We start from the raw sequence: 24,609 nt of genomic DNA on the forward strand, positions 1-24,609 counted from the left end.
TTGAAAGACATCTTGTAAGCAGGAATACCGCCGCCGACTCATCGTTTAGCCGCTTCCAGATGGTCAATACCAGCAGAATGCCCCGAAATCTGCAGCACGAAACGGGCCAATGGCTAACAAACTTGTGTACAACTTTGACTGCGAACTGTCACGTGGCCACTGACCGCGTGCTAGGCTCGCCGTCAGATCAGAGAGAGGAGGGGGCACCCAGGTGCCCGAGGCGATGGGACGTTTGACCACTCATGTACTGGATGCGACGCATGGCTGTCCGGGCCGGGCGATCAAGGTCGAGCTCTACCGCGTAGCGGGCGACAGGCTCGAACTGCTGGCGCAGCGCGAGACCAACGAAGACGGCCGTTGCGACGCGCCGCTGCTCGAAGGGGAGGCGTATCGCTCCGGCGTCTATCAGTTGCAGTTCAACGCTGGGGATTACTACCGAGGGCGCGGCGTCGAACTGGGGGAGCAGGCGTTTCTCGACGTGGTGGTCCTGCGTTTTGGCATCAGCGCCGAGCAGCCGCACTACCATGTGCCGCTGCTGCTCTCGCCCTACAGTTATTCGACGTACCGCGGCAGCTAGCGGCTCAGGAGCGAGGCCGCGCCGGCGCCCCCGAAGAGTGCAGCGCTGACTCGGTTGAACCAGGCTTGCCCTCGGCCGGTGCGCAGATAGCGCGCCGCACCCTGGGCGCCGAGGCCGTAGCTGAGCTTGGCCAGTACGTCGATCAAGGCCCAGGTCAGGACCATGACCAGCAGCTGAGGCAGGAACGGCTGCTGCGTAGACAGGAACTGCGGCAGGAAGGCGGCGAAGAACAGGATGTCCTTGGGGTTGCTGGCGCCAAGGCCGAAGGCACGCCAGAACAGCGCGCCGATACGCGGCGCCGGCAGAGCGGTGGCAAGCGTCGGTGCCTGTTGCGCCTGGCGCGACTCGCGCCAGCTCTGCCAGGCCAGATAGAACAGATAGAGTGCACCGACGATCTTGAGTACGCCGAACAGGCGCTCCGAGGCGAGCAACAGCGCGCCCAGACCCAGTGCCGACGCGCAGAGCAGGGAGATCGAGGCGGTGACGCCGCCCAGATAGGCGGGCCAGGAGCGGCGCAGGCCGTAGTTCAGGCTGTTGCTGATCATCAGCAACGAGAGCGGCCCGGGGATGAGAATCACCACCAGTGCTGCGCTGGCGAACAGCAGCCAGGTTTCAAGAGTCATGGGAAGGTCCGTAGGGTGGTGGTATTCGACGCCGCGAAGATGAACCAAGCACGGCGATTATGCGGCTGTATACAATCATTGCAACCCGGCCGGCCATTACAGGTCTGCCCCCCTGAGACATGAATGCCGATGAGCGAATCGTTGCAACCTCTGGCCAGCCCGCGCGCTACCCGTAGCCGTACCGAAACCCAGGACGACCGGGTCTACGCGCACATCTTCGACGCGATTCTCGAACAGCGCCTGGCACCCGGCACACGCTTGAGCGAAGAGACGCTGGGCGGCATCTTCGGCGTCAGCCGGACGATCATTCGCCGTGCCCTGTCGCGACTGGCCCACGAGGGCGTGGTGCTGCTGCGGCCCAATCGCGGCGCCGTGGTGGCCAGCCCCAGCGTCGACGAGGCCCGACAAATTCTGCATGCGCGCCGTCTGGTGGAGCGGGCGATCACCGAGCTGGCGGCGTTGCATGCCACCTCCGATCAGCTCGAGGGTTTGCGGCGCATGGTCAACGAGGAACACGAGTGCTTCGCCCGGGGTGATCGTGGCGCCGGTATCCGCCTGTCTGGCGAGTTTCACCTCAAGCTCGCCGAGGCGGCACGCAACGCACCATTGCTCAGCTTCCAGCGCAGCCTGGTCTCGCAGACCTCGCTGATCATCGCCCAGTACGAAGGCCCGAGCCGCTCGCACTGCTCCTACGACGAGCACAGCCGGCTGATCGACGCCATCGCCTCGCGCGATGCCGAGCGAGCCGTGGCGCTGATGATGAGTCATATGGACCATATCGACAGCAAGCTCGAGCTGGGCGAGGACGCCGGTAGCGGAGACCTGCAGCAGGTCTTCTCCCATGTGATGCAGGAGCGCCCGCCGGGGCGCAAGCCTCGCTGAGGGGCTAGCGGCGATGCACCGACACGCCGGCAGCGAAGGTTTCACGCACCGCACGGTCATCGCCGAGCATCATCAGCGCGAAGAGCTTCTCCTGCAGGCTGGTCGCCTGGCCCAGACGATGGGCGATCAGCGGCGTGGCCTGGTAGTCGAGCACCACGAAGTCGGCGTCCTTGCCCGGTTGCAGGTTGCCGATGTGCTGGTCCAGATAAAGCGCCCGCGCTCCGCCCAGCGTGGCCAGGTACAGCGCCTTGAACGGATCGAGCTTCTGGCCCTGCAGCTGCAGCACCTTGTAGGCCTCGCTGAGGGTCGTCAGCTGGGAAAAGCTGGTGCCACCACCCACGTCGGTACCCAGGCCGACCCGTACGCCATGGGCTTCGAGCCTTGCCAGATCTAGCAATCCGCTGCCGAGGAACAGGTTGGAGGTGGGGCAGAACGCCACCGCCGAACCCGCCTCGCCCAAACGCTGGCATTCCTCGTCGCACAGGTGCACGCCGTGGGCGAACACCGAGCGGGCGCCGACCAGACCGTGATGGTCGTAGACGTCCAGATAGCCGCTGCGCTCGGGGAACAGCGTCTTGACCCACTCCACCTCCTGCTTGTTTTCGGAAATATGGGTGTGCAGGTAGAGGCCGGCGAATTCGCCGAGCAGCTTGCCGGCCAGGGCCAGCTGTTCCGGCGTGCTGGTCGGCGCGAAGCGTGGGGTAACGGCGTAGTGCAGGCGGCCCTTGCCATGCCAGCGCTGGATCAGCTCGCGGCTGTCGGCATAGCCGGATTCTGGGGTGTCGGTGAGGTAGTCCGGTGCGTTGCGGTCCATCAGCACCTTGCCGGCGATCATTCGCAGGTCCAGTTTCTCGGCCGCTTCGAAGAAGGCATCCACCGACTGCTTGTGTACCGTGCCGAACACCAGCGCGGTGGTGGTGCCGTTACGCAGCAGCTCCTCGAGGAACAGCGCCGCCTGCGCGCGCGCATGCTCCGGATCGACGAATCGGCCTTCGTTGGGAAAGGTGTAGGTTTCCAGCCAGTCCAGCAACTGGGTGCCGTAGGAACCCATTACGCCGACCTGCGGGTAGTGGATATGGGTATCGATGAAGCCGGGGGTGATGAGCGCGTCGGGGTATTCGATGAGCTCCGTGCCGGCCGGCAGGCTGGAAAGCAGATCGCCCGCCGCGCCGAGCCGGGCGACCTTGCCGTCTTCCACGAGCAGCAGGCCGTCCTCGAAGTACTCGTAAGACGCCTCGACACCTACCTCTCGCGGGTCGGCGAGGCAGTGCAGGAGGGCGGCGCGAAAGGCTTTGGTGCGGGGCATGGCGTTCTCGTCAGGCAATGTTGGTAGTGGATTTATGGGGGTGGTCGCGCCCGCGATGGGGCGCGGCATAGTGCCTTTTTCGCGGTCAAGACTAGGCGTCCCCGACCGCTCCCACATTGATTGTTGCTTCAGCTTCGGCGCGAGGCGGGTATCAGCATCGGCACGGGCTTTTCGCCGTCCCGGATCTTCTCGCCGAAGCGGGCGTTGTAGGTGGCGATGATTTCCCCGGCGATGGACACCGCGATCTCGACCGGCAGCTTGCCTTTGACCTCGGCGATGCCCATCGGACAGCGCATGCGCTGCACCGCCTCGGGCCGCACGCCGCGATCGCGCAGGCGGTGCTCGAACTTGGCGCGTTTGCTCTTCGAGCCGATCAGGCCGAAATAGGTGAAGTCGTCGCGGGCGAGGATCGCGGCGGTCAGTTCCAGGTCCAGCCGGTGGTCGTGGGTCATGACGATGAAATAGCTGCCAGCGGGCATGTTCGCCACCTCGTCGACCACCTCGTCGTTGACCAGGCACTCGACCCCCTGGGGGACCTGAGTCGGAAATTCGGCTACCCGTGAGTCTATCCAGCGCACCCGGCACGGCAGCGCGGCGAGCAGCGGCACCAGGGCACGGCCGACGTGGCCGGCGCCAAACACGGCGATGTGCGCCTGGGGCTGGCCCATGGGTTCGAACAGCAGCACGGTGGCGCCGCCGCAGCACTGGCCCAGGCTGGCTCCCAGGGAGAAGCGCTCCAAGCGAGTTTCGCGTACCCGGTTTTCAAGCATCTCGCGGGCGATCTGCTGCGCCTTGTATTCGAGATGACCGCCGCCGATGGTGTCGTAGAGGCGCTCCTGGCTGACCACCATCTTCGAGCCCGCATTGCGCGGCGTGGAGCCGCGCTCCTCGATGATGGTTACCAGCACGCAGGGTTCGCCCTTGTGCTGCAGCTCGGCGAGGGCGTCGATCCAGCTGTTCATCTCTGTTCTCCGATGCCGAGAGGCATGCGTTTGCGGTGTCATATTCGCGGTCAAGGCCAGGTGTCCAACCGCTTCCACGAAGCCCGTAGGGTGGAAACCGCGAAGCGTTCCCACCAAAGCGATCATGTTGCGCCGATGGTGGACAAGCAGAGCGTTGTCCACCCTACGTCAGGCCGGGGTCGTTTCCGGTGCTGCAGACTTACTCGCCGCCTGCTTCAAGTTGCGCATCTGCTCCACGCCCCAGAGCACCCGTTCCGGCGTCGCCGGCGCGTCGATCTTCGGCTGCACCTGGTAGTCGGCGAGACTCGCGACAGCATCCTTGATGGCGCACCACACCGAGATGCCGAGCATGAACGGCGGCTCACCCACGGCCTTGGAGTGGAATACCGTGTCTTCCGGGTTCTTGCGGTTTTCCACCAGCTTCACCCGCAGATCCAGCGGCATGTCGGCCACGGCAGGAATCTTGTAGCTGGCAGGGCCCGCCGTCATCAGCCGGCCCTTGTCGTTCCAAACCAGCTCTTCCATGGTCAGCCAGCCCAGCCCCTGGACGAACCCGCCCTCGACCTGGCCGATGTCGATGGCCGGGTTCAGCGAGGCGCCGACGTCATGGAGGATGTCGCTGCGCAGCAGCCGATACTCGCCCGTCAGGGTGTCGATGACCACCTCCGAGCAGGCCGCGCCGTACGCGTAATAGTAGAACGGACGCCCACGGGCCAGGCTGCGGTCGTAGTGGATCTTGGGCGTGCGATAGAACCCGGTTGCCGAAAGCGAGACCTGCCCGAGGTAGGCCTGCTGGATCAGCTGCTCAAAGCTGATGTACTGGTCGCGCAGACGTACCTGCCCACTACCGAATTCGATGTCCTCCTCGTACAGCTGCCAGTTGCGCGTGGCGAACTCGATCAGCCGCTGCTTGATGGTCTGCGCGGCGTTCTGCGCGGCCTTGCCGTTAAGGTCGGCGCCGCTGGACGCCGCGGTCGGCGAGGTGTTGGGCACCTTGTCGGTGTTGGTCGCGGTGATCTGGATGCGCTCGACCTCGACCTGGAAGACCTCGGCCACCACCTGCGCGACCTTGATGTTGAGCCCCTGGCCCATCTCGGTTCCGCCGTGGTTCAGGTGAATGCTTCCGTCGGTGTAGACGTGGATCAGCGCGCCGGCCTGGTTGAGGAAGCTCGCGGTAAAGCTGATGCCGAACTTCACCGGCGTGAGTGCCAGGCCCTTCTTCAGAATCGGGCTACCGGCATTGAACGCACGAATCTCCTCGCGGCGACGAGCGTATTCGCTGCCGGCTTCCAGCTCGGCGGTCATTTCCTCGAGCATGTTGTGCTCGACGGTCTGGTAGTAATGGGTGACGTTGCGTTCGGTCTTGCCGTAGTAATTGGCCTTGCGCACGTCGATCGGATCCTTGCCCAGCTTGCGGGCAATGGCGTCCATGATCTCCTCGATGGCGACCATCCCTTGCGGGCCGCCAAAGCCGCGGTAGGCGGTGTTGGAGGCGAGGTTGGTCTTGCAGCGATGGCCGTTGATGGTGGCGTCGCCCAGGTAATAGGCGTTGTCGGCGTGGAACATGGCGCGGTCGACGATTGAGCCGGAGAGGTCCGCCGAGTAGCCGCAGTTGCCGGCCAGGTCGATCTCCACGCCATGCAGTCGCCCGCTGTCGTCGAAGCCGACGTCGTACTTGACATAGAAGGGGTGGCGCTTGCCGGTCATCTGCATGTCTTCGTTGCGCGGCAGGCGCATCTTCGTCGGCCGCCCGGTGAGGTGGGCGACCACCGCGCAGAGGCACGCAGGGCCGGCGGCCTGGGTTTCCTTGCCGCCGAAGCCGCCGCCCATGCGGCGCATGTCGATGACGATCTTGTTCATCGGCACGCCGAGCACTTCGGCCACGAGCTTCTGCACCTCGGTGGGGTTCTGCGTCGAGGTATAGACGATCATGCCGCCGTCTTCGGTGGGCATCACCGAGGAAATCTGGGTTTCGAGATAGAAGTGTTCCTGCCCGCCAATGTGCAGGCTGCCCTGCAGCCGGCGCGGTGCAGCCGCCAGCGCCGCGCTGGAGTCGCCACGCTTGTGGGTGTGGCTGTCGAGCACGAAGTGACGCTTGCGAAGCGCCTCGACTACATCGAGCACCGGTTCAAGGTCCTCGTACTCAATGATCGCGGCCATCGCCGCCTTGCGTGCGGTGTCCAGGCAGTCGGCCGCCACGGCGATCACGGGCTGGCCGACGAACTCGACCTTGCCGTCGGCCAATAGCGGGTCGCCGCCCACCAGCGGGCCGATGTCCAGTTGCCCGGGCACGTCCTGGCTGGTAATGGCGATGGCGACGCCATCGAAGGCGTAGCAGGGCGAGACGTCGATGCGGATGATCCGCGCGTGGGCGCGTTCGCTCATCCGCGCATAGACGTGCAGTTGATTGGGAAATTCGAGGCGGTCGTCGACATAGATCGCCTCGCCGCTGACATGCTTGGGCGCGCTGTCGTGGCGCACACTTTTGCCGACGCCGGTGACCAGGTCCTGCTTGAACAGGGCGGCAATTTCTTCCTGGCTCTTGATAGGGCTATGCATAGGCGGTCACCCGGGTCTCGTAGGTATGCGGCTGCGCTTCGTGGAAGCATTTGCGCAGCAGGTTCTGGGCCACCAGCAGGCGGTACTCACGGCTGGCGCGGAAGTCGCTGAGCGGCGTGAAGTCATCGGCCAGGGCCGTGCAGGCGCGCTCGATCGAGTCGATATCGAACGGCATCCCCTGCAGGGCTTGCTCACAAGCCACGGCGCGTTTGGGGATCGCCGCCATGCCGCCAAAGGCGATTCGGGCCTGGCTGACCCGTCCGTTTTCGAGCGTCAGTGCAAAGGCTGCACAGACCGCGGAGATGTCGTCGTCCAGGCGCTTGGAGACCTTGTAGGCGCGCAGCGTCTGGCCGGGTTGCGGACGCGGCACGATGATTTTCTCGATGAATTCGCCGCTCTGGCGTGCGGTCACCCGGTAGTCGATGAAGTAGTCCTCCAGGGCCAGCGTGCGGCGAGCGCTGCCCTGGCGCAGCACCAGTTGCGCGCCCAGGGCGATAAGCAGGGGAGGCGAGTCGCCGATCGGCGAGGCATTTCCGATGTTGCCGCCCAGCGTGCCCTGGTTGCGGATCTGCAGCGAGGCGAAGCGCTGCAGCAGTTCGCCGAAATCCGGGTAGTCGTGGGCCAGCACCTCGTAGCAATCGGTCAGCGAGGTGGCGGCGCCGATCTCGATCTGCTCGGCGCAGACCTCGATGGTCTTCATCTCGGCGATGTGGCCGACGTGGATCAGCACCGGCAGGGAGCGGTGAAGCTGGGTCACTTCCAGGGCGAGATCGGTGCCCCCGGCGAGCAGGCGGGCCTCGGGATTGGCGCTGTAAAGCTCGGCCAGGTCGGCGACCGTGAGCGGCGACAGGCAGCGGTTGCCGCCGATTTCCAGGGTTGCGGTCTCGCGTGGGGTGATGGCCCTGAGCAGGGTGATGGTTTCCGCTTCACGTGCATCGAACTGATCCGGTTGCGCCTGGCCGCACGCCTGCTCGGCGGCAGAGAGGATCGGCCGGTAGCCGGTGCAGCGGCAGAGATTGCCGGCCAGTGCCTCATGGGTCACGGCCTTGTCGTAGCCGCTGCCCCCCTGCGTCTTCTGCAAGGCGAACAGGCTCATCACGAAGCCGGGCGTGCAGAAGCCACACTGCGAGCCATGGCAGTCGACCATCGCCTGCTGGACGCTGTGGAGCTGCCCTTGGTGCTTGAGGTCTTCGACGGTAATCAGCTGCTTGCCGTGCAGGGTCGAGACGAAGGTCAAGCAGGCGTTGAGCGTGCGATAGCGCAGGCGCTCGCCGTCCTCCGGTCCGGTCAGTTCGGCCACCACCACGGTGCAGGCGCCGCAGTCGCCCGAGGCGCAGCCTTCCTTTGTGCCGGTCTTGCCCAGCTGTTCGCGAAGGTAGGTCAGTACCGTGGTGTTGGGGTCCAGCGACTGCTCGCTGCGCAGTGTTCGGTTGAGTAGAAACTGGATCACAAGGCCTCCTCGGTGCTGCTCTTCTGGCTCGCTTGCGGCGAATCTAGTGCTGGCTGACTTTTGGGTCAATAAATTCTGACTTAAAAGTCAGGTTGTCATCCGTGCCTTGGCGTCGGCGGCCAAGGGCGATCGCTCGCCCGGCCGCAGGACAGGGTCAATTAGGAGTCTGGCTCAGACCGCCAGAGGTTGTTCGGTGCGCCGATAGGCGTAGGTTTCGGCGAAGCGCGAGAGCATGTAGGCGCTGCAGGTGGTGCTGGCGTAGCGCGGTGGATTCTGCGCGTCGTGGCAGCCCGGCAGGCAGCTGATTTCGGTATCCGGGTGCGGCTCGGCGAAGAACGGCATCGAATAGCGATCCACGCCCAGCGGGCTGACCACTCGATGCGGTGTCGACTTGTAACGGTCGTTGGACCAGCGCGCCATCATGTCGCCGATGTTCACAACGTAGGTGTCCTCGATGGGCGGCGCGTCGATCCACTCGCCCCGTACGTTTTGCACCTGCAGCCCGCCGGCCTGATCCTGGTGCAGCAGGGTGACGCAGCCGTAGTCGGTGTGCGCGCCTGCGCCTTGTTGGTCCTCGCTGCTGGCGGTGTTGCGCGGCGGGTAATGGATCATGCGGAACACGCTGATCGGCTCGACGAAGCGCCTGTCGAAGAAGTCCCGCTCGATGCCCAGCGCCAGGGCGATGGCACGCAGCAGGGTGCAGGCCAGATCCTGCATGTCGCGGTAATGGCCTTCCACCAGTGCCTGCCAGCCGTCCATGTCGGGATGGCGGTTGGGCCCGCGCAGAGGCTTGCCAGCGAGTACATCAGGGTGATCGGACGGCATATGGAAACCCATGTCGAAGGTTTCCTTGAGGTCGCTCGGGCGGCTCGGATCGAGCTGCTCGGTAGCGATTGCACCGTAGCCACGATGATGGCTGCTCTTGGTGATGTCGATGCGCAGCTTTTCGTCGCTGCTCTGGGCGAAGAAGCGGCGGGCGTAGTCGGTCAGGGCAGCGAGGCGCTCGACGCTGATCGGATGGCCCTTGATATAGAAGAACCCCCACTCCCGGCAGGCGCTGTCGATCTGACGCGCGACTTCCAGGTGGCCGCTTTCGTCGGAGCGGTAGAGCGGCGCGATGTCGATGATGGGCAACTGGTTCATGGTACTGGCCTCTTGAAGCGTCGGCTGCCGGCTATCGGGCACGGCGGCCGTTCAGGAAAAGCCCCTGCTCGGTGGGAGAGGGGCTGTGTGCACGCAAGGCACTTTTCCTGTGGTCTTATTTTGGAATGTCGGCCTTGATGCCCTGCACGTAGTAGTTCATCGAGGCCAGCTCCTGGTTGCTCGCGGCCTGCCCTTCAGGGATGCGTACAGTGCCTGCCTGGTCCTTGATCGGGCCGGTGAAGGGATGGAACTCACCGCTGCGGATGCTGGCGATCAGGGCCTCTGCCTCGGTTTTCACATCGGCCGGAACCAGATCGCTGATCGGCAGGCTGATGGTGTCTTCGGCCAGACCGCCCCAGAAGTCGTCGGATTTCCAGGTGCCGGCCATCACGGCTTCGGCGGATTTGGTGTAGTGCGGGCCCCAGTCATTGACGATGGAAGTCAGTACGGCCTTGGGTCCGAAGTGCGCCATGTCCGAGGCGTAACCAACCGAGTAGACGCCACGGCGTTCGGCGGCCTGGATCGGGGCGGGGCTGTCGGTGTGCTGGAAGATCACGTCCACGCCTTGGTCGATCAGCGCATTGGCGGCATCGGCTTCTTTGCCGGGATCGAACCAGGTGTTGACCCAGACCACGCGGATTTCGGTGCCGGGGTTGTACTTGTCCAGGGCCAGTTGGATGGCGTTGATGTCGCGGATTACTTCAGGGATGGGGAAGGAGGCGACATAGCCGATCTTCTTGGTCTTGGTCATCTTCGCGGCGAGGAAGCCACCGACGTAGCGACCCTCATAGGAACGCGACAGGTAGGTGCCGAGGTTCTTGTCCTGCTTGTAACCGGTGGCGTGCTCGAAGGTGACCTTGGGGAACTGCTTGGCGACCTTGAGCGTAGGGTTCATGTAGCCGAACGAGGTGGTGAAAATCAGATCGTAGCCGCCCTTGGCCATGTTGCGGATCACGCGCTCGGCATCGGCACCTTCGGGAACGTTTTCGACGAAGCTGGTTTCGACCTTGTCACCGAGTTTCTCGGCCATGTACTTGCGGCCCTGCTCGTGCTGGTAGGTCCAGCCGTGGTCGCCGATCGGCCCGATATAGACGAAGCCCACCTTCAGCGGGTCGGCTGCCGAAGCGCCGAGGGTGACGCTGAAGCCGATGGCTGCAGCTAGGGTGCGCAGCAGGTTTTTTCGGTTTTTGGTCTGCATGGCAGATGACGCTCCTGTTGGTCTCTCTATCTATAGGGCCTGGGTGGCATCGCTTTGTTGCAAAAAACTGACCAACTGGACAGTTAATCTGGCGCCCGCGCTACCTGGCTACCGAACACGGTTTCCGCGATTCCCGCTGGTGCGGTTTTGCCGTCGCGTGCTGCAAAAAGGTGCAGATTGTACGGTGCAACGGCGACAGATGCGCGAGGCGAGGTCATCCGGCGATCAGGTGCGCAGCTGCCTGGCGGTGATCGGCAACCAGGCCGCGCACGTCGAGCCCTTCAATCTCGCCGTCGACGACCCGCCACTGTCCGCCGATCATCACCCGGTCGGCGCGGTCGGCACCGCACAGCAACAGCGCCGAGAGTGGATCGTGGCTGCCGGAGAAGCGCAGTGCGTCGACTGTGAACATGGCCAGATCCGCCTGCTTGCCGACGGCGAGCTGGCCGATGTCGTCACGGCCGAGCAGTCGGGCGGAGCCGTGGGTGGCCCAGCCGAGTGCCAGTTCCGGGGTGATCCGCTCGGCGCCGTAACGCAGGCGTTGCAGATACAACGCCTGGCGCGCTTCGAGAATCAGGTTGGAGGCGTCGTTGGAGGCCGAGCCGTCCACGCCCAGGCCGATCACCGCACCAGCAGCCTCCAGTTCCAGGGTTGGGCAGATGCCGGAAGCCAGGCGCATGTTGGAGCTGGGGCAATGGCATATTCCGGCGCCGGCATCACCGAGGCGGGCGATCTCTTCATCGTTGAAGTGAATGCCGTGAGCCAGCCAGGTACGCGGGCCGAGCCAGCCGACGCTGTCCAGGTAGTCAACGGTGCGCAGGCCGAAGCGCTGGAGGCAGAAGGATTCCTCGTCCAGCGTCTCGGCCAGGTGGGTGTGCAGGCGCACGTCATGCTGCTCGGCCAATGCTGCGCTCGCACGCATGATCTCGGGCGTGACCGAGAACGGAGAACAGGGCGCGAGGGCGATCTGGATCCGCGCGTCAGCGCCGCGCTCGTGGTAGCGGGCGATCAGCCGTTCGCTGTCGGCGAGGATCACCTCGGCCTGCTGCACCGTCTGCTGGGGCGGCAAGCCGCCATCCGCTTCGCCGAGGCTCATCGACCCGCGGCTCAGCATCGCGCGCATGCCCAGCTCGCGCACCGCCTGGACCTGCACGTCGATGGCCTCTTCCAGACCTTCAGGAAACAGATAGTGATGGTCGGCCGCGGTGGTGCAACCCGACAGCAGCAGTTCGGCCAGTGCTACCTTGCTGGCCAGGGCGAGCTTTTCCGGGGTCAGTCGCGCCCACACCGGATAGAGCGTCTTGAGCCAGGGGAACAGCGGCTGGTTGACCACCGGTGCCCAGGCACGGGTCAAGGTTTGATAGAAGTGGTGATGGGTGTTGATCAGCCCGGGCAGGACCACATGAGCGCTGGCGTCGAAGGTGGAGTCGACTGGTCGTGCCGGATGCTGGTCCTTGCCGAGCAGCTCGACGATGACGCCATTCTCGACCACCAGCCCGCCGGGGGCCTGATGCTCGGTGGCCGTGAAGAGCGCGAGAGGGTTCTTGATCCAGAGACGGTCTGCAGGCATGGCCGGCTTCTCCTGAAAAGTGAGTTCAGAGTGAGCCAGCTCAGTTATGCCCTGTCTGCTGATCCAGGGGGCCTCGTTGGGAGGCCTAGTCGGAGTATCTAACCGGGGCGCCTATTGGACGCCTGGTCGGGACGCCAAGACAGGAACACCTAGCTGAAACCTAGTCCGTACCGGGCGTCGCGCGACGCACGATAGCGACTCGACTTTGGGATGTCTAACGCCATTCGCGGTCAAGTCCGCCCCCCAACAGGGCGCGCGAACCTTTTGTGGGAGCGACCCCGGCGCGTCCTGACCGGCCTTGCCTCAATGTCCCGGCTGCCATGGCTGGCCCAAGGAGACCGGCGCGTACAGACGGGTGCGTACGGCGTCGCGCGAAAGCAGCACCAGCACGACGATGGTCGCCACGTATGGCAGCATCGCCAACAGGTTGCCGGGAATCGCCAGGCCGATGCCCTGGGCCACCAGATGCAGGATGCTCGCCAGGCCGAACAGATAGGCGCCGAGCAACACGCGGCTGACCCGCCAGCTGGCGAACACCACCAGCGCCAGTGCAATCCAGCCGCGCCCGGCGGTCATGTTTTCCGCCCACATCGGCGTGTAGGCCAGCGACATGTAGCCGCCGGCAAGACCCGCCATGGCGCCGCCGAACATCACCGCCAGCGTGCGCACGCGCAGCACCGGCAGGCCCATGGCGCTGGCGGCGTTGGGGTTCTCACCAACGGCCTGGATGATCAGGCCGATGCGGCTCTTGAGCAGCACCCAGGCCACCAGTGCGAACAGGGCGAACGAGAGGTACACCAACAGGTCCTGAGCGAACAACATGCGACCGATCAGCGGAATCTCGCTCAACAGCGGTAGGGCAATCGGCTCGAATCCGGCCAGCGGCTTGCCAACCCAGCTTGCACCGACGAAGGATGAAAGGCCCACCCCGAAGATCGTCAGTGCCAGGCCCGTCGCCACTTGGTTGGCGTTGAAACCGAGCGCCACCAGGGCGAACAGCAACGACAGCAGCACGCCCGCCAGGCAGGCGAAGACGACCCCGAGCCAGAGGTTGCCGCTGGCGTAGGCGACCATGAAGCCGATCACCGCGCCGAACAGCATCATGCCTTCCTGGCCGAGGTTGAGCACGCCGCTCTTCTCGCAGACGAGCTCACCGAGGGCGACCAGCAGCAGCGGTGTGCCGGTGCGGATCATCGCGTAGAAAATGTTGGTCAGTAGATCGATGTCCATGAGACGTCCTTAGCGGGAAGCTTGAGGCTGGAAGCTGGAAGTAAAAGCAGTCATGACTGCGCGGCCGGCTTCACACTTCCGGCTTTCGACTTCCAGCCTCGCGCGAAGCGCGGCCGATACAGGATCAGCACGTCGCAGGCCAGCAGGAAGAACAGGACCATGCCCTGGAACAGCTGGGTGATCGATTGCGGCAGGTTCGCCGCCATCTGCGCGTTCTCACCGCCCAGGTAGAGCAGCGCCATCAGCAGGCTGGCGAAGACGATGCCGACCGGGTTGAGGCGTCCGAGGAAGGCCACCGTGATCGCCGCATAACCGTAGCCTGGCGAAACTTGCGGCACCAACTGGCCGATCGGGCCGGTGACTTCGGCGATCCCTGCGAGGCCGGCCAGCGCGCCGCTGATCAGCAGGGCGATCCAGACCAGCTTCTTGTCGCGAAAACCAACGAAGCCGGCGGCGCGGCGGTCCAGCCCGAGGACCTTGATCTGAAAGCCCAGGAAGCTGCGTTGCAGCAACACCCACACGACCACCAGCGCCAGCAGGGCGAAATAGAGGCCGCCGTGTACGCGCAGATCCTCGACGATCTGCGGCAAGCGGGTGGCGTCTCCGAACATTGCCGACTCGGGGAAGTTGTAGCCTTCCGGATCTTTCAACGGGCCATGCACGAAGAACAGCAGCAGGTTCAACGCGATGTAGTTGAGCATGATACTGGTGAGGATCTCGTTGGCGTTGAACGCGGTTTTCAGCCAGGCGCAGAGCCCCGCCCAGGCAGCGCCGCCGAGGGTGCCGACGATCAAGGTCAAGGCCAGTGCCCAGCGCGAATCCCAGTCGATGATGTTCACCGCCAGCGCGCTGCCGGCCAGCGCGCCGATCAGCAATTGGCCTTCCGCGCCAATGTTCCAGATGCGGGCGTTGTAGACCACCGCCAGGCCCAGGGCGCAGAGCAGGATCGGCAGTGCTTTAACCAGGAGTTCGGAGACGCCGTAGAGATCGCTGACCGGGTCGATCAGCAGCACCTTGAGTGTGGCCAGGGGCGGATGGCCGAGCACCGCGAACAACAGCGCGCCGCTCAGCAAGGTCAGCACCGCAGCCAGCAGCGGCGACAGCCAGAGCATGGCGCGCGACTGCTGGCCACGAGGTTCGAGGGATAACAACATGGGACTGGTCTCTCGTCAGGCGGCGGTGGAGGAGGCGGCGGTATCGAACTGACCGGCCATCCAGCGGCCGACTTCGGCCTGGGAGCTACCGGCGGTGGGACGCAAGGGCGATAACCGTCCCTCACTCAGCGCCGCGATGCGATCACTGATCTGGAACAGCTCTTCCAGATCCTCTGAGATCACCAGAATCGCCGCGCCCGCATCGCGCAGCTCGATCAGGGCCCGATGAATCGCGGCGGCGGCACCGACATCCACGCCCCAGGTGGGGTGGGCGGCGATCAGCAACTTCGGCTGCTGCAGTATTTCGCGGCCAAGGATGAATTTCTGCAGGTTGCCGCCGGACAGGCTGGCGGCCGGGGTCAGCGCGTCGGGCGTCTTTACCGCGAAGCGCTGGATGATGCGGTCGGCGAACTGCCGGACCTTGCCGCGCTGGATCATGCCGCGGTTGAGCATGCCACGCTGCTGATAGGCGGTGAGCAGCGCATTGTCGCTCAGGCTCATGCTGGGGACGGCTCCATGACCGAGGCGCTCGGCGGGGACGAATGCCATACCGTGGCGGCGCCGCGCATCGGGATGCAGGTGCGCGACGTTTTCGCCGAGAAAGCGGATGCGCCGGGCCTCGCCGTTGGCCAGGCGTTGCTCGCCGCTTAGCAGGGCGAGCAGTTCATCCTGACCGTTGCCGGCGACACCGGCGATGCCGAGGATCTCGCCGGCGCGCACCTCCAGGTCGATGTCCTTGAGCGAGACGCCGAACGGATCGGCGTTGTGCCAGGCAAGGCGCTCGACTTGCAGAAAGGGTGCATGGCCCTCGGCTTTCGGGTATTCGGCTTCCAGACCTTCGGCGTCGCCGACCATCAACCGCGCCAGCTCCAAGTCCGAGGACTCGGCCGGCACGCAGTCGCCGGAGACGCGTCCGCCACGCAGCACCGTGGCGCTCTGGCACAGCGCGCGCACTTCGCCGAGCTTGTGACTGATGAAGAGGATGCTGCAACCCTCGGCTGCCAGCCGGCGCAGGGTGACGAACAGCTCGTCGGCCTCCTGCGGCGTGAGGACCGAAGTCGGTTCGTCGAGGATCAGCAGCTTGATGTCCTGCATCAGGCAGCGAACGATTTCCACACGCTGGCGCTCGCCGATCGACAGGCTGTGGACCAGGCGCTGGGGCTCGAGCGGCATGCCGTAGCGTTGCGAGACCTCGCGGATCTTCGGTTCCAGCCGGGCTGGCGTGCCGGCGCTGGCACCGAGCGCCAGAGCGATGTTCTCGGCGACGGTCAACGTTTCGAACAGAGAGAAGTGCTGGAACACCATGCCGATCCCGCGCTCGCGCGCCTGGGCCGGGTCACGCATGGTCACCGCCTCGCCCTCCCAGAGGATCCGGCCGGCATCGGGCTGGGTCACTCCGTAGATGATCTTCATCAGGGTGCTCTTGCCGGCGCCGTTTTCGCCGAGCAGGGCGCGGATCTCGCCAGGCGCGATGGACAAGTCGACCTGATCGTTGGCCAGGCAACCTGGGTAGCGTTTGGTGATGCCGGTCAGCTGTAGGCGTGCGGTCTGTGGTTCGGGCATGGGGGCGTCCGCTGGGTTTTCTTGGGCATTCTAATAGCAAAAAACTGGCCAGGCAGTCAGGAATCTGCCCGATGCCTGGAGCTGCAGCGATGCGTCATGGAATGGTCATCGGACGATGGTAATGCGTGCTTCGCTCTGGTGCCTAAAGGAAGTGGCTCGCGGTGCGGCTGCACCGAGCTGGGGCGCGGCAACCGAAAGCCCGCCGGCCGCCTCGGTGGGGTGAGCTCGGGTTCCGCCCGGCCCTGGGCGGATGCGCGACGAATCATTCGTACCGTTGGTGGATCAACCGCCGGTCTGTCGCGAATTACCGGGGCGGCTTACCGATGCCGCCCCGGTCGCCTGGCTTCACTGCACAACCGGGTCCGGTACTTCGCGTAGCGCCTGTGCTGCGTCGATGGCGCGTGGAAAGCCAGCGGTGACGGTCGTCAGATAGACCACCTCCTTCAGCTCGTCGCGCGTTACGCCGAGCCGTAGCGCATAGCCGGCATGGATCTTCATGTAGGGCAGGTTGCCTTGCGCGGCAAAGGCGGCGATGGCCGCGAGCTGCCGGGTGCGATCGTCAAGTACCGTACGGCCCCAGACATCGCCCAAGGCATAGCCGACCACGCCTTCGGCGAGAAAGGGGTAATCCTGGCGGAGGGCATTGAGCACCGGTTGCCCGGCTCCTCCGGACAGATGATCCATGACCTCCAGGCCGCGTTCGTGCCGCTCGTTGCCGAGCGCATCGAGCGACGTCAGTGTCAGCGGGCCCAGTATCCCCAGCCAGGCGGCGAGCAGTATGTTGCCCATGCGAATGTTCATGGCGGCGACCTCAGTAAGGGCTGGCGGTGGGACGTACCACCAGCTCGCTGACGTCGACGTCGGCGGGCTGCTCGACCGCGTAGACGATGGCACGCGCAATGGCTTCGGCCGGAAGGGCGATGCGGCGGAAGTCGTTCATGACCGCACGCGCGCCCTCGTCGGAAATGCTGTCGGCCAGTTCCGATTCGGTTACGCCGGGGGAAATCAGGGTGACACGGATATCGCCGCCCACTTCCTGGCGCAGCCCTTCGGAAATGGCGCGCACCGCATACTTGGTCGCGCAATAGACCGCCGCGGTGGGACTGACGGCATAAGCACCGATGGAAGCGATGTTGATGAACTGACCCGAGCGCTGGCGCTGCATCAGTGGCAGACCGGCCGCGATGCCGTGCAATACGCCGCGGATGTTCACGTCGATCATCCGATCCCACTCATCGATTTTCAGTGCGTCGAGCTTGGACAGAGGCATCACGCCCGCATTGTTGATGATCACGTCGATGCGTCCGAAACGCTGTTCGGCGAAATCGACGAAGGCCTGGGTGTCTTCGCGGCGCGTGACGTCCAGTGCGCGGCATACCGCTATACCGCCGGCTTCGTTGATGCTCGCTGCCAGGCTTTCCAGCCGCTCCAGGCGACGAGCGCCGAGCACGACGGTGGCGCCTTGCGCGGCCAGCAGACGTGCCGTCGCTTCGCCGATACCGCTGCTGGCGCCGGTGATGAGTATTATTTTTCCGCTGATGTTCGACATGGTGTCCTCCACAGGTTCATTGATCCGGCGCCGATGTGCGCCTTGGTTGAATCCTGATGCGGAGGCGGCTTGTGCCGTTATATCGATCCTGCCGACCACTTGCCTGATTCTGGATGGAGCGCGTTGCCAGATACCTTCGTGCAATCGGGCTGCTTCCTCAGCGACGCCCGAAGGGCGTAATGGCAACTGCTGTTTTGCTCGAACGAAATGGTGGCGCCGCGGATGGCTGGAGGCGGATCTAGAAGGCGGAAAGGTAGCAGCCGCGACTTTCCGCCAGGGTGTCGACCCTCAGTGGGGTAGGCGTGAAACTCAGCGAGAACCGGCCCGCCCGCGGGTTGCGCCGCACTTCGTTGCAGTACAGACCTTCATCGGTCAGGGCTTGCCAGAGTTCGCTCGGCTCATAGGCGCGCTGGCAAAAGGTGGTCTGCACCGGGGCCTGCGCAGGGGTGTCCCGGCAGACGAAACGCAGGGTCACGTCGAACAGGCAGGGTTCGCTGGAAACCGGTTCGCAGCTGGCTTCAAGTCGCCAACGCTGGCCGAACAGGCACACGTCACGCTTACCGTTGAAATAGTGGCAGTCGAAGATCGAGCGATGGTCGTAGGCATCGACCAGCAACGTGGCGGTCGGGGTCGGCTTCAGGGCACGGGCAAGCGATCTCGTCGCCTGATAAAGCGCGCGGTCATCGAGCAGGTAAGCACTGACGCAACCGGGCATGAGGATGGTGTCGAAGCTGTTTCGAAACGGCAGCAGGCGAACGTCGGCCTGCACCAGAGGAACGCTGGAGAAGCGCGCATGAGCCACTGCCAGCGCCTCGGCATCGAGATCGACGATCACGGTGGGCCGGTAGTCGAGCTGCTCGATCAGCGCATAGTAGGAGCCGATCCAGAGCGAGGTGCCGCCGCACTGGCGAACGGCATCCAGGCTGTGGCCATCGACCCAGCCGCTCGCGTCGCTCTGGTAGTACTCGAGCAGAAACCGTCGCTCAATGGATCGCATTTCGATGGTAGCCATGTTCGACGAGGCTCAGCAGTACCTGGGCGGCCTTGCGTCTCAACTCAGGCAGCGCAGCTTGGGAATAGAACGCGACGTGCGGCGAGAGCAGCACATCGTTGCGTTGCAGGAATAGCATGGGGATGGCCGCCTGCTCGTCCTCGAACACGTCCAGGGCGACGCCAGCCAGCAGACGGTCGGACACGGCATCGGCGAGGGCCGCGCAATCGATGATCGGGCCGCGCGCGGTGTTGATCAGGTACTTGCCCTTGAGCATTGCCAGCTCGCGGGCTCCTATCAGGTGGCGGGTCTCGTCGTTTAACGGCGCATGGATGCTGATCAGATCCGAACTTTGCATAAGTCCGGCAAGGCTCTCGCAGCGGCGCACTCCGAGGGCTTTTTCCACGCCGCTCGACACGTAGGGATCGAAGAAGCGCACCCGGCAACCGAACGCTTTGAAACGTGCGGCGACGGCCATGCCGATGCGGCCGAAGCCGATCAGGCCAATGTCGAGCTGGCTCAGTCGCGGCAACGGGCCGACCTCACGCCAATCCCAGCTGCCCGAAGCGACCACCGCGTGACCTTGTTGCAGCCGGCGCAGCAGATTCAACGCCATCGCAAGGCTGTGGTCGGCGACTTCCTCGGTGCCGTAGTCCGGCACGTTGGCGACGACGATTCCCCGTTCGCGCGCCGACTGCAGGTCGATATTGTCGAAGCCGACCGCGGCACGCACGATGCCGCGGCACTGGCGCAGACTGTTGATAAAGGGCGCGCGCAGTGGCACCAGATGCCAGCTGATCAGCCCGTCGTAGCCGAATACCTGCGCTGGCAGCTCGCCGGTGTTGCGCACGTGGAACAGGTCGACCTCGGCCTTTTCGCCCAGCACCTCGCGCTCGATGTCGGGCTCGCTGACGTAGCAGTGGTCACAGGAATCGATAATCGCGATTTTCATCGTCACATCCTCATTATCCAGCGGACCCAGGCGCAGGTCAGGGTGCCGATGGCCACGCCCAGCAGTGTGTTCTTGAATTTCCAGACCACCGCCACGGTCACCAGCGAGGCGATCCATACCGAAGGGTCACCGTCGGCGATCTTCGGCGCGACCAGAGCTGCGAGAATGGCCGCGGGCAGGTTCTTCAGGAAACGTTCGGGGAAGCCGCTCAGCGAGAGGCGGTCGGCCCGAACCAGGAGGCCTCCGACCCGGGTGAAGTAGGTGGCCAGCGCCATGCCGACAATGGCGGCCAGTTCCAGTGAACTCATGTCGGCTCCTCCATCGCGTGGGAAACGGGCAGGGCTGCCACCAGAGCGCTGGCGACGATGGCGGCGATCACCACCGAGGCCTGTCCGATGCCTGGCAACTGAGCGACGAAAAATGCCACGACGCCGGAAATGCCCCAGGTCGCGAAGTCCATCGAGCGCTGCCAGAGCAGGACCATCAGCGACAGGAACATTGCGACGAAGGTGAAGTCCAGCCCGTAGTCGGCCGGCCGTGGGATCTGGTTGCCGATCTGTGTGCCTATCAGCGTGCCGCCTACCCAGCCGACATAGATCAGCAGACCCGCCTGGATGAAATAGCGCAGCGAGGGCGCGCAGTTCTTGAAACGGTGTTCGGCCAGGGCCCAGGTCTCATCGATCAGCAGCAGCGCGAAGGCAGGCGAGAGTCGGCGCTTCGGCTCACGGGCGAACCACTGGCGCAGCGACAGGCTCATCAACAGATGGCGCAGATTAACCAGCAGGGTGGTCAGGACGATGGCCATGACCGGCAAGTGCCCTGGCTGCCATTGCTCGATGGCGACGAACTGCGAGGCGCCGGCGAATACCAGCGCACTCATCAGTGTCGCAGCCAGTGGCGACAGCCCGGCCTTGCTCGCCAGCACGCCGAATACCAGACCGAACATGAAGCCGCTGATGATGATTGGTAGCGCGTCTTGCAGGGCATCCTTGAAGGTCAGGCGTGATTTCATGGGCGCGCCCTCAGGAAGATGTCGAGCAACCACTCCTGCAGCGCCGCTTCGCACAGGGTCACCCGGATCAGGTTATTCAACGAAGGGTGCTGTGGCCGATGCACCGCTACCTGGAAGGCCAGCAACTGCTCCTGCAGATGGCGCGCGTCCGCTTCCGTGGGCAACAGCAGGGAGACGAAATTGGTACCCGATGGCAGCACTTTGTAACCGGCCGCCCGCAACCGCTCGCTGAGCGTTTCGCGCAACATTGCGTTATGCGCTCTGATCGCTTCGGCATGCTCGGCGTCGGCCAGGGCCAACTGAGCGGCGTGCTGGGCCAGGCCGCCGACCGAATAGTGAACGCGTACCTTGGCCAGGCCATCGAGCAGGTTCTTTTCGGCCAGCGCGTAACCGATCCTCAGACCGGCCAGGGCGTGGGCCTTGGACAGCGAGCGGATACGGATGCAGCCGGGAATGCTGCGCTCGCTGCCGGCCGCCAGTGCGGGGCAGAATTCCAGGTAGGCTTCGTCGAGCAGCAACGTGCAGTCATCGGGCAGCTGTTGGGTCAGCGCCTCGATCCGCTCCAGCGGCAACCAGCTGCCGGTGGGATTGTCCGGGTTGGCCAGATAGATCACCTTGGCGCGCGCCCGTCTTGCGGTCGACAGCAGCGTTTCAAGGCTCGCCGAGAGGGCGCCGTCGCGGTCCTCGTAGGGCACTTCGATGAGGTGACAGCCGCTCGCCCGAGCGAAGTAGCCGAACGTGGGGTAGGTACCGGCGCTGGTGACCACGGTATCGCCCGCCGAGCAGAGTGCCCGCATGCACAGGGCGATGACCGCATCGGCGCCGCTGTCGATGCACAGCTCGTTCGGGTCGAATCCGCCGATTTGCGCCAGCCGCTCACGCAGCCGCTCGCCGCTGGGATCGCCGTAGAGGCGAGCGAGGTGGCAAAAGGCGTCGCCGTACAGCTGGCGCAGCGAGGTCAGCGGCGCATCCAGACTCTCGTTGCCTCCCAGACGCAGCTGCACGTTGCGCCCGGTCTTGCGCTCCAGGGCCAGCAGGCCGGGAAACGGGTTGGGATTGTCCAGGTCGACCAGATGATTGGCCAGGCGATGTGCCATGGGGAAGACTCCATTCATTCCGGGAAGGTGCAACGCTGGCCCTGCCAATTGACGAAGTGCAGGTACTCGCCGTCCTCGCGTACTTCCAGCTCTGGCGTGCCCTTGCACAGATCCAGCGGAACGCTGTATTTGCCGGTCTTATGGGGCAGCACGTATTCGGGTACCGCCATGTTCGACAGGCGGCGCTTCATTCTCCCGACGATCGCCAGTGCTGCCGTGATGTCCGTGCGGAAGGCCTCCGAGCCCGGCGAGAAGGGCATGAAGTGATAGAGGTAGTGCGGCTGAATGCCGTTGCGGTAGAGCGTCAGGCACAGCTGCGAGAGCGTCTCGTAACTGTCGTTGACGCCATGCAGTAGCGGAATGTTGGCGAACAGCATCGCGCCGCTGCTGCGCAGGCGTCGTACGGCAGCGAGCATTTGTCCGGTAATTTCGTTCGGATGCGCGATATGCAGGCCGACGGCGTTGACGTTGTGGCGGGCGAATATCTGCACCAGTTCCGGGGTGATACGAAACGGATTGAACGTCAGCGCGCGGGTATGGATGCGGATGATCAGGTCGGGGCGCAAGGCGCGCAGGTCACAGAGGTAGCCGTCCAGATGCTTGTCCGAGTGCATCAGGGGTTCGCCACCGCTGAGGATGACCTCGTCCAGCTCGTGGTGGTCACGGATGTAGTCGAGGGTGTCGAGCCAGTCCTGACGCCGCATGGACGGCTTGACCGGGTCCTTCTCCAGCGTCCGCAACGCTTCGTAGCAGAACTGGCAGTAGGCATGGCAAACGTTGGCCAGGCGTACGATCACTCGGTTGTCGTATTTGTGCTGGCAGATCGGCGTGACCATCTCGCCAGGCATCTCCCAATTTTCCGATTCACCGTCATAGTCCAGCGGTTGTGCTGTGGCGCCGCTGTGCCAGTCAGGGATCAGCTGTCTCCAGACAGGATCGCCCGCCGCTGGCAGGAGGTTTTCGTCGCAGCGGATCAGGTCGAGGGTATAGGGCGTGACGCTCAGCTTGCGGTTCTGAAGGTGTTCGCGGATCAGGTTCAGGCGCGGTTCGGCCTGGAGTCCAGGGAAGTGATGCAGCAGGTCTTCGGCACTGGTAATCGCGTTGCGTTGTTGCCATTTCCAGTCCGACCATTCGGATGTGCTGAAAATGATCGGAGCGTCATCCAGAGAGGGGCTGTTCGACATCGGGTGGGAGATCACGTGTGACATGCTCGTTCCTCGAGTGGTCTTCGTAAACCAAGCCATGGTTACCCGAGTCGACGCGGCAGAGGAAAAACACTGGTGATGTGGCTTGCCGAACTGTTAGAAAGGTCTGTCTAACAGTGAAGCGAGGGTGGCGAAATGGAATTGCTGCTGGGAACGACAGGCCAAGCCCCTGGAATAGAGCAGGTCGCCGATGCCATCAAAACGGCCATCCTCAACGGGGCTGTCCGCCCCGGCCAGCGTCTGCCCTCGATCCGTAAACTGTCAGCCAGCCATGGCTTGAGTTTTCACACAGTTGTTGGCGCCTACGAACGGTTGGAAGTCAGCGGACTGATCAGCGCCCGTCCGGGTCGGGGTTTTTTTGTCGAAGCCACTGCGGCAAAGCCGGCCGCTGCGGCCCTGCAATCGCTTTCCGGTAACGATCAGAGCAGCCTCAGCGCCTTCTGGCGTCTGTTTCACGGTAACGCGGCGAGCATGAAGCTGGGCTGCGGCTGGTTGCCCCCAGGCTGGCGCGATACCCAGACGCTCGCCCGGGTGATCCGCCGTACGGCTAATTTTGCCCACAGCACCCTGGTCGAGTATGGCGATCCATCCGGGCATCTGCCGCTGCGCCAGCATCTGGCCGAGCACCTGGAAAAGCGCCTTGGCCTGGCGCTGGATCCGAACCAGATCCTCACCACGTTGGGCGCCACCCAGGCACTGGATCTGGTGATTCGCAAGATCGTCGAGCCTGGTGACTGCGTGCTGGTGGACGATCCCTGCAACAGCAATCTCGTCCAGTTGCTGGCCTTGCGCGGCGCCGAGGTGGTCGGCATCGCCCGGCTGCCGGAGGGCCCGGACATCGAACGGCTCGAAGCAGTGCTGGCGGCTCGTCCGGTGCGTGCGTTCTTCATCAACTCCCAGTTGCACAACCCCACCGGCTCCTCGCTGAGTCCGCAGAATGCGTTTCAGGTGCTGCAGCTGGCGCATCGCTACAACATCACGCTGGTCGAAGACGACGTTTACGGCGATTTCAGCGGAGATCGCAACAACAGCCTGGTCACGCTCGACGGCTTGCGCAAGGTGATCTACATCGGCAGCTTTTCCAAGACGCTCTCCGCCAGCCTGCGGGTCGGCTATCTGATCGGCTCGCCCGATCTGGTGGCCTCGCTGGCCGATCTCAAGTTACTGACCAGTGTCGCCGTGCCGAGCTTTTGCGAGCGCTTTCTCAGCGCGATCCTGGCCGACGGCACCTACGAGCGCCACCTGGGGCTGGTGCAGCGCAAACTGCAGACCTCACAGGCGATCGCCCAGGCGGCGTTTCAGAGTTGGGGCTGGGAAATCTTCCACGCCGCGAAGGGCGGCATGTTCATCTGGGTCAGGCATCGTCAGTTGAGCGACCTCGACGCCTTTCTCGAGCGTGCCCTGCAATGCGGCATCCTGCTTGCGCCGGGGAACCTGTTCAGCGCAGACGGGCGCAAGAGCCCATGGCTACGCATCAATGTCGCACACCTGGACGTCGAGCAGGCCGAGCCGCTCTTTCGGCTCTAGGCCGCCAGTGCAGTGGGGCTCGTTGCTGCGAGCAGCCGCACCTGTGACGCCCGCCCATG

22 protein-coding genes are annotated in these 24,609 nt (G+C 64.3%); 3 read left to right on the top strand and 19 right to left on the bottom strand.

Features of this window, described 5'->3' with window-relative positions:
- The first annotated feature begins 223 nt into the window (after nucleotides 1-223).
- Nucleotides 224-577 (top strand): hydroxyisourate hydrolase, encoded by a 354-nt coding sequence (gene uraH, locus G7026_RS03060; protein ID WP_181069305.1) that lies wholly within the window; start codon nucleotides 224-226, stop codon nucleotides 575-577.
- Here uraH and G7026_RS03065 read toward each other — a convergent pair.
- Nucleotides 574-1,200 (bottom strand): LysE family translocator, encoded by a 627-nt coding sequence (locus tag G7026_RS03065; protein ID WP_181069306.1) that lies wholly within the window; start codon nucleotides 1,198-1,200, stop codon nucleotides 574-576. The genes uraH and G7026_RS03065 overlap by 4 nt on opposite strands.
- A gap of 129 nt (nucleotides 1,201-1,329) precedes the next feature.
- Between G7026_RS03065 and G7026_RS03070 the strand changes: the two genes are divergently transcribed.
- Nucleotides 1,330-2,082: a GntR family transcriptional regulator gene (locus G7026_RS03070; RefSeq protein WP_181069307.1), complete on the top strand. Its 753-nt coding sequence runs from the start codon at nucleotides 1,330-1,332 to the stop codon at nucleotides 2,080-2,082.
- Between the two features lie 4 nt (nucleotides 2,083-2,086).
- Here G7026_RS03070 and guaD read toward each other — a convergent pair whose 3' ends face one another.
- The 18 genes from guaD to G7026_RS03160 form a co-directional block, all read right to left on the bottom strand.
- Nucleotides 2,087-3,388 (bottom strand): guanine deaminase, encoded by a 1,302-nt coding sequence (gene guaD, locus G7026_RS03075; RefSeq protein ID WP_181069308.1) that lies wholly within the window; start codon nucleotides 3,386-3,388, stop codon nucleotides 2,087-2,089.
- Between the two features lie 128 nt (nucleotides 3,389-3,516).
- Nucleotides 3,517-4,350, bottom strand: a complete 834-nt coding sequence (gene xdhC, locus G7026_RS03080) for a xanthine dehydrogenase accessory protein XdhC (protein WP_181069309.1) — start codon at nucleotides 4,348-4,350, stop codon at nucleotides 3,517-3,519.
- 168 nt (nucleotides 4,351-4,518) lie between these two features.
- A complete protein-coding gene (gene xdhB / locus G7026_RS03085; protein ID WP_181069310.1) occupies nucleotides 4,519-6,909 on the bottom strand; it encodes a xanthine dehydrogenase molybdopterin binding subunit in 2,391 nt (796 codons plus the stop codon).
- Nucleotides 6,902-8,359 (bottom strand): xanthine dehydrogenase small subunit, encoded by a 1,458-nt coding sequence (gene xdhA, locus G7026_RS03090; RefSeq protein WP_181069311.1) that lies wholly within the window; start codon nucleotides 8,357-8,359, stop codon nucleotides 6,902-6,904. The genes xdhB and xdhA overlap by 8 nt, the downstream gene beginning before the upstream one ends.
- 171 nt (nucleotides 8,360-8,530) lie before the next feature.
- A complete protein-coding gene (locus tag G7026_RS03095; protein ID WP_181069312.1) occupies nucleotides 8,531-9,502 on the bottom strand; it encodes a 2-oxoglutarate and iron-dependent oxygenase domain-containing protein in 972 nt (323 codons plus the stop codon).
- A 115-nt stretch (nucleotides 9,503-9,617) separates the two neighbouring features.
- Nucleotides 9,618-10,700 (bottom strand): BMP family ABC transporter substrate-binding protein, encoded by a 1,083-nt coding sequence (locus G7026_RS03100; protein ID WP_181069313.1) that lies wholly within the window; start codon nucleotides 10,698-10,700, stop codon nucleotides 9,618-9,620.
- A gap of 214 nt (nucleotides 10,701-10,914) precedes the next feature.
- On the bottom strand, nucleotides 10,915-12,270 hold the full coding sequence (locus G7026_RS03105; RefSeq protein WP_181069314.1) for an 8-oxoguanine deaminase: 1,356 nt from the start codon (nucleotides 12,268-12,270) through the stop codon (nucleotides 10,915-10,917).
- A 303-nt stretch (nucleotides 12,271-12,573) separates the two neighbouring features.
- Entirely contained in the window at nucleotides 12,574-13,500 is a 927-nt protein-coding gene (locus G7026_RS03110; RefSeq protein ID WP_181069315.1) for an ABC transporter permease, read from the bottom strand.
- 50 nt (nucleotides 13,501-13,550) lie between these two features.
- Nucleotides 13,551-14,654, bottom strand: coding sequence for an ABC transporter permease (locus tag G7026_RS03115; RefSeq protein WP_181069316.1), 1,104 nt, complete (start codon nucleotides 14,652-14,654; stop codon nucleotides 13,551-13,553).
- 15 nt (nucleotides 14,655-14,669) lie between these two features.
- Nucleotides 14,670-16,217, bottom strand: a complete 1,548-nt coding sequence (locus tag G7026_RS03120; protein WP_181069317.1) for an ABC transporter ATP-binding protein — start codon at nucleotides 16,215-16,217, stop codon at nucleotides 14,670-14,672.
- 345 nt (nucleotides 16,218-16,562) lie between these two features.
- Nucleotides 16,563-17,018 (bottom strand): carboxymuconolactone decarboxylase family protein, encoded by a 456-nt coding sequence (locus tag G7026_RS03125; RefSeq protein ID WP_181069318.1) that lies wholly within the window; start codon nucleotides 17,016-17,018, stop codon nucleotides 16,563-16,565.
- A 10-nt stretch (nucleotides 17,019-17,028) separates the two neighbouring features.
- Nucleotides 17,029-17,766 (bottom strand): SDR family oxidoreductase, encoded by a 738-nt coding sequence (locus tag G7026_RS03130; RefSeq protein ID WP_181069319.1) that lies wholly within the window; start codon nucleotides 17,764-17,766, stop codon nucleotides 17,029-17,031.
- A gap of 238 nt (nucleotides 17,767-18,004) precedes the next feature.
- A complete protein-coding gene (locus G7026_RS03135) occupies nucleotides 18,005-18,778 on the bottom strand; it encodes a class I SAM-dependent methyltransferase (protein WP_181069320.1) in 774 nt (257 codons plus the stop codon).
- The gene (locus G7026_RS03140) at nucleotides 18,750-19,709 is read right to left on the bottom strand and encodes a C-terminal binding protein (RefSeq protein ID WP_181069321.1); all 960 of its coding nucleotides are present in this window, start codon (nucleotides 19,707-19,709) and stop codon (nucleotides 18,750-18,752) included. Before G7026_RS03140 ends, G7026_RS03135 begins: the two co-directional genes overlap by 29 nt.
- Nucleotides 19,710-19,711: 2 nt before the next feature.
- Entirely contained in the window at nucleotides 19,712-20,017 is a 306-nt protein-coding gene (locus G7026_RS03145; protein WP_181069322.1) for an AzlD family protein, read from the bottom strand.
- The gene (locus G7026_RS03150) at nucleotides 20,014-20,721 is read right to left on the bottom strand and encodes an AzlC family ABC transporter permease (RefSeq protein ID WP_181069323.1); all 708 of its coding nucleotides are present in this window, start codon (nucleotides 20,719-20,721) and stop codon (nucleotides 20,014-20,016) included. Before G7026_RS03150 ends, G7026_RS03145 begins: the two co-directional genes overlap by 4 nt.
- Nucleotides 20,718-21,818, bottom strand: a complete 1,101-nt coding sequence (locus tag G7026_RS03155) for an aminotransferase class I/II-fold pyridoxal phosphate-dependent enzyme (protein ID WP_181069324.1) — start codon at nucleotides 21,816-21,818, stop codon at nucleotides 20,718-20,720. Before G7026_RS03155 ends, G7026_RS03150 begins: the two co-directional genes overlap by 4 nt.
- Nucleotides 21,819-21,832: 14 nt before the next feature.
- Complete coding sequence (locus G7026_RS03160) at nucleotides 21,833-23,026, bottom strand: KamA family radical SAM protein (RefSeq protein WP_181069325.1); 1,194 nt, start codon at nucleotides 23,024-23,026, stop codon at nucleotides 21,833-21,835.
- Between the two features lie 132 nt (nucleotides 23,027-23,158).
- Between G7026_RS03160 and G7026_RS03165 the strand changes: the two genes are divergently transcribed.
- Nucleotides 23,159-24,550 (top strand): aminotransferase-like domain-containing protein, encoded by a 1,392-nt coding sequence (locus tag G7026_RS03165; RefSeq protein WP_181069326.1) that lies wholly within the window; start codon nucleotides 23,159-23,161, stop codon nucleotides 24,548-24,550.
- Nucleotides 24,551-24,609: the final 59 nt, after the last annotated feature.

Origin of the sequence: Stutzerimonas azotifigens (assembly GCF_013522725.1) — a bacterium.
GTDB classification, from domain to species: Bacteria; Pseudomonadota; Gammaproteobacteria; order Pseudomonadales; family Pseudomonadaceae; genus Stutzerimonas; species Stutzerimonas azotifigens_A.